Source organism: Streptomyces sp. NPDC059002, from assembly GCF_042740435.1.
Taxonomy (GTDB): domain Bacteria; phylum Actinomycetota; class Actinomycetes; order Streptomycetales; family Streptomycetaceae; genus Streptomyces.
Genome location: NZ_JBHYJI010000061.1, coordinates 19,709 through 32,590, shown reverse-complemented (window position 1 = coordinate 32,590; position 12,882 = coordinate 19,709). Strand labels below are relative to the sequence as shown.

The 12,882-nt window shown below is 68.2% G+C and carries 12 protein-coding genes; 6 read left to right on the top strand and 6 right to left on the bottom strand.

The features are described from left to right. Positions 1–29 precede the first annotated feature (29 nt). The 6 genes from rsmG to rpmH all read right to left on the bottom strand — a co-directional run bounded on the left by rsmG (position 30) and on the right by rpmH (position 3,571). On the bottom strand, positions 30–746 hold the full coding sequence (gene rsmG, locus ACFWZ2_RS35705) for a 16S rRNA (guanine(527)-N(7))-methyltransferase RsmG (protein ID WP_384552948.1): 717 nt from the start codon (positions 744–746) through the stop codon (positions 30–32). Positions 747–846: 100 nt separating this feature from the next. Beyond that, positions 847–1,362: a protein jag gene (locus ACFWZ2_RS35700; RefSeq protein ID WP_384552946.1), complete on the bottom strand. Its 516-nt coding sequence runs from the start codon at positions 1,360–1,362 to the stop codon at positions 847–849. 14 nt (positions 1,363–1,376) lie between these two features. After that, on the bottom strand, positions 1,377–2,684 hold the full coding sequence (yidC, locus tag ACFWZ2_RS35695) for a membrane protein insertase YidC (RefSeq protein ID WP_384552944.1): 1,308 nt from the start codon (positions 2,682–2,684) through the stop codon (positions 1,377–1,379). 3 nt (positions 2,685–2,687) lie between these two features. Next, positions 2,688–3,044 (bottom strand): membrane protein insertion efficiency factor YidD, encoded by a 357-nt coding sequence (yidD, locus tag ACFWZ2_RS35690; protein ID WP_384552942.1) that lies wholly within the window; start codon positions 3,042–3,044, stop codon positions 2,688–2,690. Next, positions 3,041–3,412, bottom strand: a complete 372-nt coding sequence (gene rnpA / locus ACFWZ2_RS35685) for a ribonuclease P protein component (RefSeq protein ID WP_384552941.1) — start codon at positions 3,410–3,412, stop codon at positions 3,041–3,043. The genes yidD and rnpA overlap by 4 nt, the downstream gene beginning before the upstream one ends. A gap of 21 nt (positions 3,413–3,433) precedes the next feature. After that, positions 3,434–3,571, bottom strand: a complete 138-nt coding sequence (gene rpmH, locus ACFWZ2_RS35680) for a 50S ribosomal protein L34 (RefSeq protein ID WP_003949374.1) — start codon at positions 3,569–3,571, stop codon at positions 3,434–3,436. Between the two features lie 367 nt (positions 3,572–3,938). On the opposite strand from rpmH, the gene dnaA reads away from it, so the two are divergent. The 6 genes from dnaA (at position 3,939) to gyrB (ending at position 12,854) form a co-directional block, all read left to right on the top strand. Next, entirely contained in the window at positions 3,939–5,810 is a 1,872-nt protein-coding gene (dnaA, locus tag ACFWZ2_RS35675) for a chromosomal replication initiator protein DnaA (protein ID WP_384552939.1), read from the top strand. 888 nt (positions 5,811–6,698) lie between these two features. Continuing rightward, positions 6,699–7,829: a DNA polymerase III subunit beta gene (dnaN, locus tag ACFWZ2_RS35670; protein WP_384552937.1), complete on the top strand. Its 1,131-nt coding sequence runs from the start codon at positions 6,699–6,701 to the stop codon at positions 7,827–7,829. A gap of 89 nt (positions 7,830–7,918) precedes the next feature. Further along, a complete protein-coding gene (gene gnd / locus ACFWZ2_RS35665) occupies positions 7,919–8,794 on the top strand; it encodes a phosphogluconate dehydrogenase (NAD(+)-dependent, decarboxylating) (RefSeq protein ID WP_384552935.1) in 876 nt (291 codons plus the stop codon). A 52-nt stretch (positions 8,795–8,846) separates the two neighbouring features. Then, positions 8,847–9,968, top strand: a complete 1,122-nt coding sequence (recF, locus tag ACFWZ2_RS35660) for a DNA replication/repair protein RecF (RefSeq protein WP_384552933.1) — start codon at positions 8,847–8,849, stop codon at positions 9,966–9,968. Then, a complete protein-coding gene (locus tag ACFWZ2_RS35655) occupies positions 9,965–10,528 on the top strand; it encodes a DUF721 domain-containing protein (protein WP_384552931.1) in 564 nt (187 codons plus the stop codon). Before recF ends, ACFWZ2_RS35655 begins: the two co-directional genes overlap by 4 nt. Positions 10,529–10,793: 265 nt before the next feature. After that, on the top strand, positions 10,794–12,854 hold the full coding sequence (gyrB, locus tag ACFWZ2_RS35650) for a DNA topoisomerase (ATP-hydrolyzing) subunit B (RefSeq protein ID WP_384552930.1): 2,061 nt from the start codon (positions 10,794–10,796) through the stop codon (positions 12,852–12,854). The last annotated feature ends 28 nt before the right edge of the window (positions 12,855–12,882 follow it).

Here is a 12,882-nt window from a genome sequence, read left to right as displayed (position 1 = left end):
AGCGCCTCTTGTTCTGTCGTACGACGCGATCAGCGGCGCCGACGGGCACGGCCCGCGCGAGCGGCCTTGGCCCGCTTCGCCGCGAAGCGGACGCCGCCGGGGCTCTCGCCGACCTCGACCCGTACGACCGTGGACTGCGGGTCGACCACGCCCTCGCCCACGTGCAGGACCGAGGTATCCACCGCGCCGAGCTTGCTCAGGGCGGCTCCTGCCGCCTTGACCTCTTCCTCGGCGGTGTCGCCCTTGAGGAGGAGCATCTCTCCGTACGGACGGAGCAGGGGCACGCCCCAGGCCGCCAAGCGATCCAGCGGTGCGACGGCGCGCGCGGTCACCACATGGACGGGCGGGAGCTTGCCGAGGACCTCCTCGGCGCGGCCGCGCACGACCGTCACGTGATCGAGGCCGAGCAGCTCGACGACCTCGGTGAGGAAGTTCGTACGCCGCAGCAGCGGTTCGAGGAGCGTGATCTTCAGGTCCGGGCGGACGAGGGCGAGCGGGATGCCCGGCAGTCCGGCACCGGAGCCGACGTCGCAGACCGTGACGCCCTCGGGCACGACCTCCGAAAGCACCGCGCAGTTCAGCAGGTGCCGCTCCCACAGCCGGGGCACTTCCCGAGGACCGATCAGGCCTCGCTGCACTCCAGCGTCGGCGAGCAGCTCCGCATACCGGACCGCGTCCGAGAAGCGATCGCCGAATACCGCGCGCGCCTCTTCAGGCGCCGGGGGGAGCTCCGCTGCCTCCGTCACGGGGACCGTCCTTCCGTACCGCACTGGTGTGGCTGACTATCAGGCTGACAAAGATCGGCCCCGCCTGCGAACAGACGGGGCCGCGAATACGCTGTACCGCTCAGGCGGGGAGCACGACGACGAAGCGCTGCGGCTCCTCGCCCTCGGACTCGCTGCGCAGGCCGGCGGCCTTGACCGCATCATGCACGACCTTGCGCTCGAACGGCGTCATCGGCTTGAGCTTGACCGGCTCGCCGGAGCTCTTCACCTCGGCCGCGGCCTTGGCGCCCAGCTCGGAGAGCTCCTCGCGCTTCTTGGCGCGGTAGCCCGCGATGTCCAGCATCAGGCGGCTGCGGTCGCCCGTCTCGCGGTGCACGGCGAGACGCGTGAGTTCCTGGAGCGCCTCCAGGACCTCGCCGTCGCGGCCGACCAGCTTCTGCAGGTCGCGGCTGCCGGTGTCGCTGATGATCGAGACAGCGGCCCGGTCGGCCTCGACGTCCATGTCGATGTCGCCGTCGAGATCGGCGATGTCCAGCAGACCCTCGAGGTAGTCCGCCGCGATCTCGCCCTCCTGCTCGAGGCGGGTGAGAGTGTCGCCGGCCTCAGCTGCGGCGGAGGTGGTGGTGCCTTCCGTCACGGGATGGACTCCTTCTACTTCTTGGAGGACGGGTGCTTGGGGCGCTGCTGGCCCTTGCGCTGCTGTCCCGACTTGGCTCGGCTGCGCTGACCGGCGCCGGGCTTGTTGCCCTGCTTGTTGCCACCGGCCTGCTTGGTGTTGGGGGCGGCGTCCGCGGGCTCGTCCGCGGTCTTCTCCAGCGAGGTCTTCGCCGGGGAATCGTCGTCCTTGGCGGCTCCCGCACCCTGCGTCGTGGCGGACTGACGCTGCGCCTTGCTCTGGCGCTTCGGCTGCTGACGCTTGGGGGCGCCGCCCGTGGGCGTGCCGTCCTCGGTCTCGGTGGCGACGGTCGACTCGCTCTCCACCACGGTGCCGTCGGCCTGGGCCGCGAGGCCCGCCTTCGTCAGACCGTTGATGAACTTGCGCTCGAACTCGTTGCGGTCCCGGCCCTTGGCGACGATCGCCTTGATGACGTTCGTGTTGCCACGACCCCGCACCTTCTTGTTGTGCGAGATCTGCTTCTGGAGGCGCTCGAGGAATGCGGCCTGGGCCTTGGAGCCCGGGGTCGGGTTCCTGCGGATCACGAACATCTGCTGGCCCATGGTCCACACGTTGGTGGTCAGCCAGTAGACGAGGACACCGACGGGGAAGTTGATGCCGAACACGGCGAACATGACCGGGAAGACGTACATCAGCATCTTCTGCTGCTGCATGAACGGCGTCTTGACCGTCGTGTCCACATTCTTCGTCATCAGCTGGCGCTGGGTGAAGAACTGCGAGGCCGACATCAGGACGATCATGATCGCGGTGACGACGCGGACGTCCGTCAGCGAGGCGTTGAGCGAGGCGACCTTGTCGGCGCTGTCCGTGAACTTCGCGGCCAGCGGGGCACCGAAGATGTGTGCCTTACGGGCGCTCTCGAGAAGACCCTGGTCGATGACCCCGATCGTCTTGCCCGTCGCGATGCCGTTGAGCACGTGGTACAGGGCGAAGAAGAACGGGGACTGCGCCAGGATGGGAAGGCACGAGGAGAGCGGGTTGGTACCCGACTCCTTGTACAGCTTCATCATCTCTTCGGACTGGCGCTGCTTGTCGCTCTTGTAGCGCTCCTGGATCTTCTTCATCTCGGGCTGCAGCGTCTGCATCGCCCGAGTCGCCTTGATCTGCTTCACGAAGAGCGGGATCAGGCAGATCCGGATCAGGATCACCAGGGACACGATGGACAGGCCCCAGGCCCAGCCCGTGTCGGGACCGAAGATCTTCCCGTACACCGAGTGGAACTGAACGATGACCCACGAAACTGGTGTGGTGATAAAGCTGAAGAGACTGGCAATCGTGTCCACTAATCAGGCTCCTTGAGCATGGGACGGGGTCTCGGTCTCGGCGGCCGGAGCCGGGGGAGGATTCCCGGTCGGCGTGCCTGCGGCGGAGGGCCCGCCCTTGCGTTCGCGCCAGGCGGCGCGCAGCATCTCGTGCCACCGCGGACGCTTGCGCGGCGGAACATGGTCGACTCCACCGAGCGACCACGGATTGCACCGCAGGATGCGCCAAGCAGTGAGCGCCGTTCCCTTGATCGCACCGTGCCGGTCGATGGCCAGGTAGCCGTAGCGGGAACACGATGGGTAGTACTTGCACACTGGGCCCAGGAGCGGACTGATCGTCCACTGGTACAGCTTGATCAGAGCCAGCAGCGGGTACTTCATCGCGCGCCCCCTCCCAGCAGCCGCTGCAGGGCGGCATCCAGGTCTCGGGCCAGCTGTGCATGGTCGGCGTCGCCCGAACCGGGCAGCGCTCGTACGACTACCAGGCTACCGGGGGGCACCGAGGCCAGCCGGTCGCGCATCAAGTGGCGAAGTCTGCGCTTCACCGTGTTGCGTACGACCGCGCCACCTACGGCCTTGCTGACGACGAAACCCGCACGTGTCGGGGGAAGGGTCTCCCCAGGCACGTGCGGGTCCGTTGCGCCGCTGCGTAGATGGACGACGAGAAGCGGGCGTCCGGCCCGGCGTCCTCGGCGTACCGCGGTCGCGAAGTCTTCGCGCCGCCTCAGCCGATGCTCGGTAGGCAGCACGACGTCATGACCTGACTGAGATCAGGCGGACAGGCGGGCGCGACCCTTGCCACGGCGGGACGCGAGAATCGCGCGGCCGGCACGGGTGCGCATGCGCAGCCGGAAGCCGTGGGTCTTGGCGCGACGACGGTTGTTCGGCTGGAAGGTGCGCTTGCTCACTCGGGGGCTCCAGAAATGATCGTGTAGTGGCGGGACATCGCCTGGCTGTCACCGTGCGCCCACGAGAAGCTCGCGTATACGCACCGAGTGCACCGCTTCACAATCACTGATCGTGATCTTTGCCCATCGGAGGCAGGCGGCAGCAGCCATCGACAACTCGACCTGGTCACGGTACGCGGGGCTACGCCATCCGGTCAAACCGGCTGCTGGAGGGAGACACTGTGCACAGCCTGTGGACAACAACTTGAACCGCACCCGTCGCCCTGACTACCGTGGCTGAACTCCGATTCGTTCCCTTCCCCCTCCCCATCCCCATTTCCGTCCCAAGAACCACACCTTCGTGGGACCCCGTGAGAGAGCGTGCCCTGTGGCTGACGTACCTGCCGATCTTGCCGCAGTGTGGCCACGAGTTCTGGAACATCTGCTGGGTGAGGGCCGCGGGCAGGGCGTCGAGGCGAAGGACGAACGGTGGCTCAGGAGCTGCCAGCCACTGGCGCTCGTCGCCGACACCGCGCTGCTCGCCGTGCCGAACGAATTCGCCAAGGGCGTACTCGAAGGCCGTCTCGCGCCCGTGGTCAGCGACACCCTGAGCCGGGAGTGCGGCCGCCCGATCCGCATCGCCATCACGGTCGACGACTCCGTCGGCGAACCCGTGGGCCCGCCGGCGCCGCCGATCCAGCAGCCCGTCCAGCAACAGCAGCCCCAGCAGCAGCACTACGACGAGCCCGAGTTGCCGTCGGCCCCGGGGCAGGGCCGCGACGCGTACGACAGCTACGGTCGCCGCCACCAGGAGGAGCACCCGTCGGGGCCGCGCCCCGACCAGCTGCCGACCGCCCGCCCCGCGTACCCGGACTACCAGCGCCCCGCTCCCGGCGCCTGGCCGCAGCATCCGCAGCCGCAGGACGACTACGGCTGGCAGCAGCCGCGGCTCGGCTTCCCCGAGCGCGATCCGTACGCGAACCCGGTCCAGCAGCCGCAGCACGACTACCGCCCGCAGCCCCCGCAGGAGCGTTCGCCGTACGAGCAGCAGCGTCCCGAGCCGCAGGACCGGCGCGAGCGCCACGACATGCCCGAGCAGTCCGGCGATCACCGGGGCAACGGCCACGGCGGCGTACACCGGGGCGGTCCTGTCGGCCCCACCTCGTCGAGCGGCGCCCCCGGCCCGCTGGCCGCGCAGCCAGCGCCCGCGACGGGCCCCGGTGAGCCCACCGCGCGCCTCAACCCGAAGTACCTCTTCGACACCTTCGTCATCGGAGCGTCCAACCGCTTCGCGCACGCGGCCGCGGTCGCGGTCGCCGAGGCGCCGGCGAAGGCGTACAACCCCCTCTTCATCTACGGGGAGTCGGGGCTTGGCAAAACGCATCTGCTGCACGCGATCGGGCACTACGCCCGCAGCCTCTATCCCGGCACGCGCGTGCGCTATGTGAGCTCGGAGGAGTTCACCAACGAGTTCATCAACTCCATCCGCGACGGCAAGGGCGACAGCTTCCGCAAGCGCTACCGCGAGATGGACATCCTGCTCGTCGACGACATCCAGTTCCTCGCGGACAAGGAGTCGACGCAGGAAGAGTTCTTCCACACCTTCAATACGCTCCACAACGCGAACAAGCAGATCGTGCTCTCCAGTGACCGGCCGCCCAAGCAGCTGGTCACGCTGGAGGACCGACTGCGCAACCGCTTCGAGTGGGGACTGATCACCGACGTCCAGCCGCCGGAGCTGGAGACCCGTATCGCGATCCTTCGTAAGAAGGCGGTGCAGGAGCAGCTCAACGCTCCTCCGGAGGTTCTCGAGTTCATCGCGTCGCGGATCTCGCGGAACATCCGTGAGCTGGAAGGCGCACTGATCCGCGTCACGGCGTTCGCGTCGCTCAATCGACAGCCTGTGGACCTCGGTCTCACGGAGATCGTCCTCAAGGACCTGATCCCCGGGGGCGAGGATGCCGCTCCGGAGATCACGGCGACGGCCATCATGGCCGCGACCGCCGACTACTTCGGTCTGACGGTGGACGACCTGTGCGGATCGTCGCGCAGCCGCGTCCTGGTGACGGCACGACAGATCGCCATGTACCTGTGCCGCGAGCTGACCGACCTCTCCTTGCCGAAGATCGGCGCGCAGTTCGGCGGCCGCGACCACACGACCGTCATGCACGCGGACCGCAAGATCCGCGCTCTGATGGCCGAGCGGCGCTCCATCTACAACCAGGTCACCGAGCTCACAAACCGCATCAAGAACGGCTGACAGCGGCAGCGTCACGTCTCTGAAGGCGCCTCAGGACACCTCCTGGGGCGCCTTTTTCGATGTCTACGGGGCGACGGCGAGCCGGACCGGTCCCGGCCGCTGTTCGATTACCGCTGGTCAGGCGGGGGTTCTCCACAGATGTTCGAACTTTTTCGCGTCCACACCCTGGGGACCGGGAAGTTGTCCAGACGCTGTCCACAGGGGACCCTGCTGAGGAACCATCAGACCAGGTCAGGTGGCTGTGGATTCGTGGACGAAGACTCTCCACAGGCTGTGGATCAAATCTTCGTCCACAGGCTGTGCATGAAGTTGTCCACCGGCTGCCCACAGGATCGGAGTCGTTGTCCCCAGTGATCCCCAGCTTCTCCACACGGCTGTCCACTGTTCGGCAACGCAACGCGCCCTCTCACCGGGTCGAGTGAAAGGCGTCACACCAAGGTGGTCGGTTGGCCTGTGGGGAAGCTGGGTAAAGCTGGGGACAGCGCTGGGGAGAAGTAGCCCCTCCCTGTGCATCGGGTGTGCAGAACTTTCGCCCGTCCACAGAAACACCCGGTTGTCCACTGCCACCGCCCACAGGCTCAGTGGATAAAAAACCGGTGCTGACCTGCGCATTCGCGGTTATCCACGGTTTCCACAGGCCCTACTACTACTCCCAACTAGAGAGTCCGGGGAAATCGTTTGGAAGGGGGGCCTGTGCACAACTCGCGCTTCGGAGCCCCGACGCCGCTCGGCACGACTTGACCCCGACGGGCACCGACTGTCAGTGCGGTGCGTCAGACTGGTCCCCGGTGTCCTTCCCACGGCATGGCTGAGAGACACCGAGTCAGACGACGAGGGCCTCAGGCCCAGCGGGCGAGAGCAGCCAGCAACAGCAGGAGGGCGGCTTAGGTGAAGATCCGGGTGGAACGCGACGTACTCGCGGAGGCAGTGGCGTGGGCGGCACGCAGCCTCCCGGCACGGCCGCCAGCGCCCGTCCTCGCGGGCCTGCTGCTGAAGGCCGAAGAGGGCGCGCTGAGCCTGTCGAGCTTCGACTACGAGGTCTCGGCACGTGTCTCGGTGGACGCCGAGGTGGACGAAGAGGGCACGGTTCTCGTGTCGGGCCGACTGCTCGCGGACATCTGCCGCGCGCTCCCCAACCGCCCGGTGGAGATCTCCACAGACGGTGTACGGGCGACGGTGGTCTGCGGCTCCTCGCGATTCACACTCCACACGCTTCCTGTGGAGGAGTACCCGGCGCTGCCGCAGATGCCGACCGCCACGGGCACCGTCCCCGGTGAGGTCTTCGCCTCCGCCGCCTCCCAGGTGGCCATCGCCGCGGGCCGTGACGACACGCTGCCGGTGCTGACCGGTGTGCGCATCGAGATCGAGGGCGACACGGTCACCCTGGCCTCCACCGACCGCTACCGCTTCGCGGTCCGCGAGTTCCTGTGGAAGCCGGAGAACCCCGAGGCGTCCGCTGTGGCGCTGGTCCCCGCCAAGACGCTCCTGGACACCGCCAAGGCGCTCACGAGCGGCGACACGGTCACCCTGGCGCTCTCCGGGTCCGGTGCGGGCGAGGGTCTGATCGGTTTCGAGGGTGCCGGGCGGCGGACGACGACGCGTCTGCTCGAGGGCGACCTGCCGAAGTACCGCACGCTGTTCCCGACCGAGTTCAACTCGGTGGCCGTGATCGAGACCGCCCCCTTCGTGGAGGCCGTCAAGCGTGTGGCCCTGGTCGCCGAGCGCAACACTCCGGTGCGGCTCAGCTTCGAGCAGGGTGTGCTGATCCTGGAGGCGGGCTCCAGCGACGACGCACAGGCTGTGGAAAGGGTCGACGCCCAGCTCGACGGCGACGACATCTCGATCGCCTTCAACCCGACATTCCTGCTGGACGGCCTCAGCGCGATCGACTCCCCGGTCGCCCAGCTGTCGTTCACGACGTCGACGAAGCCGGCGCTGCTGAGCGGCAAGCCGGCCGTGGACGCCGAGGCGGACGAGGCCTACAAGTACCTGATCATGCCCGTACGTCTGAGCGGCTGAGCCCACAGGTGTGTGCGTGCGTCCGGGCGTAGGCTCGGACGCAGGTACGAAAGTGCCGTAACGCCACCTCGCTAGTGAAGGAACCTCTGATGGAGCTCGGTCTCGTCGGCCTCGGCAAGATGGGCGGCAACATGCGCGAGCGCATCCGCCGCGCAGGTCACACCGTCATCGGATACGACCGCAATCCGGATCTCGCGGATGTCGCAAGCCTCGAAGAGCTGGTGGGCAAGCTCAAGGGCCCGCGCGTGGTGTGGGTGATGGTCCCGGCCGGGGCCGCGACCCAGTCCACCATCGACGAGCTGTCCGAGCTCCTGCAGCCCGGCGACGTCGTCGTGGACGGCGGCAACTCCCGCTGGACGGACGATGAGAAGCACGCCGAGGAGCTGAAGGCCAAGGGCATCGGCTTCGTCGACTGCGGTGTCTCGGGCGGCGTCTGGGGCCTGGAGAACGGCTACGCGCTGATGTACGGCGGCGACAAGGAGAACGTCGCCAAGGTCCAGCCGATCTTCGACGCGCTGAAGCCCGAGGGCGACTTCGGCTCCGTGCACGCGGGCAAGGTCGGCGCCGGCCACTTCGCGAAGATGGTCCACAACGGCATCGAGTACGCGATGATGCAGGCCTACGCCGAGGGCTGGGAGCTCCTGGAGAAGGTCGACTCGGTCACGGACGTCCGTGAGGTCTTCCGCTCCTGGCAGGAGGGCACGGTCATCCGTTCCTGGCTGCTCGACCTCGCGGTCAACGCCCTGGACGACGACGAGCACCTGGAGAACCTGCGCGGCTACGCACAGGACTCCGGAGAGGGCCGCTGGACCGTCGAGGCGGCCATCGACAACGCCGTGCCGCTGCCCGCGATCACCGCGTCGCTCTTCGCCCGCTTCGCCTCGCGGCAGGACGACTCGCCGCAGATGAAGATGATCGCCGCGCTGCGCAACCAGTTCGGCGGTCACGCGGTCGAGAAGAAGTAATCCACAGCCTGTGCGCTGAGCACGGGTTTGCCGGGGGAGGTCGGCGCACACCATGCACGTCACGCATCTGTCGCTGGCCGACTTCCGGTCGTACGCCCGGGTCGAGGTCCCTCTCGATCCGGGCGTCACCGCGTTCGTGGGTCCGAACGGGCAGGGCAAGACCAACCTCGTCGAGGCCGTCGGCTATCTCGCCACGCTCGGCAGCCACCGGGTCTCCTCGGACGCGCCCCTCGTCCGCATGGGCGCGGAGCGGGCCGTCATCCGGGCCGCCGTCACCCAGGGCGAGCGGTCCCAGCTGGTCGAGCTCGAGCTGAACCCGGGCCGCGCCAACCGCGCCCGTATCAACAGGTCCTCGCAGGTCAGGCCGCGCGATGTGCTGGGGATCGTCCGTACGGTGCTGTTCGCGCCCGAGGACCTCGCGCTGATCAAGGGCGATCCCGGGGAGCGGCGGCGCTTCCTCGACGAGCTGATCACCGCGCGTTCCCCGCGCATGGCGGGCGTGCGCTCGGACTACGACCGCGTCCTCAAGCAGCGCAACACCCTCCTGAAGTCGGCCGCCCTCGCGCGGCGGCACGGCGGGCGCTCCATGGACCTGTCCACGCTCGACGTCTGGGACCAGCACCTCGCGCGCGCGGGTGCCGAACTGCTCGCGCAGCGGCTCGACTTGATCGCCGCGCTGCAGCCGCTGGCCGACAAGGCGTACGAACAGCTGGCGCCCGGCGGCGGACCGGTCTCCCTGGAGTACAAGCCGTCCGCACCGGGCGAGGGCCACACGCGCGAGGCGCTGTACGAGCAGCTGATCGCCGCCCTGGAAGAGGCCCGCAAGCAGGAGATCGAGCGCGGCGTGACCCTGGTCGGCCCGCACCGCGACGAACTGCTCCTCAAGCTGGGCCAGCTCCCCGCGAAGGGGTACGCCAGCCATGGCGAGTCCTGGTCGTACGCGCTGGCGCTGCGCCTGGCCTCGTACGACCTCCTGAGGGCCGAGGGCAACGAACCGGTGCTCGTCCTGGACGACGTCTTCGCGGAGCTGGACGCGCGCCGCAGGGAGCGGCTCGCCGAGCTGGTGGCGCCGGGCGAGCAGGTGCTCGTCACCGCCGCGGTGGATGATGACGTTCCGGGCGTGCTCACCGGCACCCGGTATGCGGTGTCCGACGGTGCGGTGGAGCGCGTATGAGTACCGAAGAGCCCTCCAAGGGCGGAGCCAAGGACGTGTCGGAGCCCGCTCCGAAGACCCCCGAGCCCTCCGGCGTCGACCTCGCGCGGGTCGCCCTGCGCGCGGCCAAGGAGCAGGCACGCGCGCGTGGTGACGCCGCGCAGCAGAAGAAGCAGGCCCGCCGCGGCGGACTGCGCTCCGGTGCCCGCGCCGACGGGCGTGACCCGCAGCCGCTCGGCTCCGCGATCAACCGGCTGATCACCGAGCGCGGCTGGGAGACCCCGGCCGCGGTCGGCGGCGTGATGGGCCGCTGGCCGCAGATCGTCGGCGACGACCTGGCCAAGCACTGCGTTCCGCAGCGGTACGACGAGGACGAGCGGGTCCTGACCGTGCAGTGCGATTCGACGGCGTGGGCCACGCAGCTGCGCCTCATGGCCCCCCAGCTGGTCGCGCGTCTCAACGAGGACCTGGGCCACGGCACCGTACGCCTCATCAAGGTGCTCGGTCCCGGTGGCCCCGCGCGCCGCTTCGGACCCCTGCGCGCGCCCGGCAGCACGGGCCCCGGGGACACCTACGGCTGAGACCGCCGCGGGCGGTAGCTGGGGGTTGACGGCTCGAAGCGCTGAGTGCCGCTGTGAGCCCTTTGGAGCCCCGTTCCGCATATGGGGAGTCGGCCGAGTCCGGTTCAGGGCGGCACATGAGGACTCAGGTACCGGCAAACCCCCATCACTGTCGGCGCTACCGGTAGACTGGAAGCTAATCCCGCCCCACTTGTGGGACGCACCGAGCAACGCTGACTATCGCTGAACGACGCAGCCGCTCCGGCCACCGCCGGGAGCTTGGCTTGTGCTGTGCCAGAAAGGGCGCTTCGTGGCCGATTCCGGCAACCCCAACGAGAACATCCCGTCCACCGCCGCCGGCGAGAACGGCGAGGTCACACCCTCGTACGACGCCAGCGCGATCACCGTCCTCGAGGGTTTGGACGCGGTCCGCAAGCGACCCGGCATGTACATCGGCTCGACCGGTGAGCGTGGCCTGCACCACTTGGTGCAGGAAGTCGTCGACAACTCCGTCGACGAGGCCCTCGCCGGGCACGCGGACACCATCGACGTCACGATCCTCGCCGACGGCGGCGTGCGCGTCGTCGACAACGGCCGTGGCATCCCCGTCGACCTGCACCCCGTGGAGAAGAAGCCCGCGGTGGAGGTCGTCCTGACCGTGCTGCACGCGGGCGGCAAGTTCGGCGGTGGCGGTTACGCCGTCTCCGGTGGTCTGCACGGCGTCGGTGTCTCGGTCGTGAACGCGCTCTCCACCAAGCTCTCGGTCGAGATCAAGCGCGACGGCTACCGCTGGACCCAGGACTACAAGCTGGGCGTGCCGACGGCCCCGCTCGCCAAGCACGAGCAGGTCGAGGAATCCGGCACCACGGTCACCTTCTGGGCCGACCCGGACGTCTTCGAGACGACCGAGTACTCCTTCGAGACGCTCGCGCGGCGCTTCCAGGAGATGGCGTTCCTCAACAAGGGTTTGACCATCAAACTCACTGATGAGCGCGAGTCGGCGAAGGCCGTGGCGGGTGCGGACACGGCCGAGGCGGCCGACGACGAGGTCCGCACGGTGACGTACCACTACGAAGGCGGCATCGTCGACTTCGTGAAGTACCTCAACTCCCGCAAGGGCGAGGTCATCCACCCCACCGTCATCGACGTCGAGGCCGAGGACAAGGAGCGCATGCTCTCGGCCGAGATCGCGATGCAGTGGAACTCGCAGTACACGGAGGGCGTGTACTCCTTCGCGAACACGATCCACACGCACGAGGGCGGTACGCACGAAGAGGGCTTCAGGGCCGCGCTGACGGGCCTGGTCAACCGCTACGCGCGCGACAAGAAGCTGCTGCGCGAGAAGGACGACAACCTCACGGGTGAGGACATCCGCGAGGGTCTGACCGCGATCATCTCGGTGAAGCTGGGCGAGCCCCAGTTCGAGGGGCAGACCAAGACCAAACTGGGCAACACGGAGGCGAAGACCTTCGTGCAGAAGGTCGTGCACGAGCACCTCACGGACTGGTTCGACCGGAACCCGAACGAGGCCGCGGACATCATCCGCAAGGGCATCCAGGCCGCCACGGCGCGTGTCGCCGCCCGCAAGGCGCGCGACCTGACCCGCCGCAAGGGCCTCCTGGAGACGGCGTCCCTGCCGGGCAAGCTCTCCGACTGCCAGTCCAACGACCCGACGAAGTGCGAGATCTTCATCGTCGAGGGTGACTCCGCCGGTGGTTCGGCGAAGTCCGGCCGTGACCCGATGTACCAGGCGATCCTGCCCATCCGAGGCAAGATCCTGAACGTCGAGAAGGCGCGCGTCGACAAGATCCTGCACAACACCGAGGTCCAGGCGCTGATCTCGGCGTTCGGCACGGGTGTGCACGAGGACTTCGACATCGAGAAGCTCCGCTACCACAAGATCATCTTGATGGCGGACGCCGACGTCGACGGTCAGCACATCAACACGCTGCTCCTGACCTTCCTGTTCCGCTTCATGCGGCCGCTGGTCGAGGCCGGGCACGTCTACCTGTCGCGCCCGCCGCTCTACAAGATCAAGTGGACCCGCGACGACTTCCAGTACGCGTACTCGGACCGTGAGCGCGACGCCCTGCTCGAGCTCGGCCGCCAGGCCGGCAAGCGCGTCAGGGACGACTCGGTCCAGCGCTTCAAGGGTCTCGGTGAGATGAACGCCGAGGAGCTGCGCGTCACGACGATGGACCAGGAACACCGCGTCCTCGGCCAGGTGACCCTGGACGACGCGGCACAGGCCGACGACCTCTTCTCGGTGCTGATGGGAGAGGACGTCGAGGCACGGCGCTCGTTCATCCAGCGCAATGCCAAGGACGTTCGCTTCCTCGACATCTGAGTCGGCCCGTACAAGCCGCACCTCGAAA

Bases quoted from the DNA above. Each gene is read 5' to 3' on its own strand.
- yidD (WP_384552942.1), bottom strand. From the start codon at position 3,044: ATGAAGTACCCGCTGCTGGCTCTGATCAAGCTGTACCAGTGGACGATC.
- gnd (WP_384552935.1), top strand. From the start codon at position 7,919: ATGGAGCTCGGTCTCGTCGGCCTCGGCAAGATGGGCGGCAACATGCGC.
- recF (WP_384552933.1), top strand. From the start codon at position 8,847: ATGCACGTCACGCATCTGTCGCTGGCCGACTTCCGGTCGTACGCCCGG.
- ACFWZ2_RS35655 (WP_384552931.1), top strand. From the start codon at position 9,965: ATGAGTACCGAAGAGCCCTCCAAGGGCGGAGCCAAGGACGTGTCGGAG.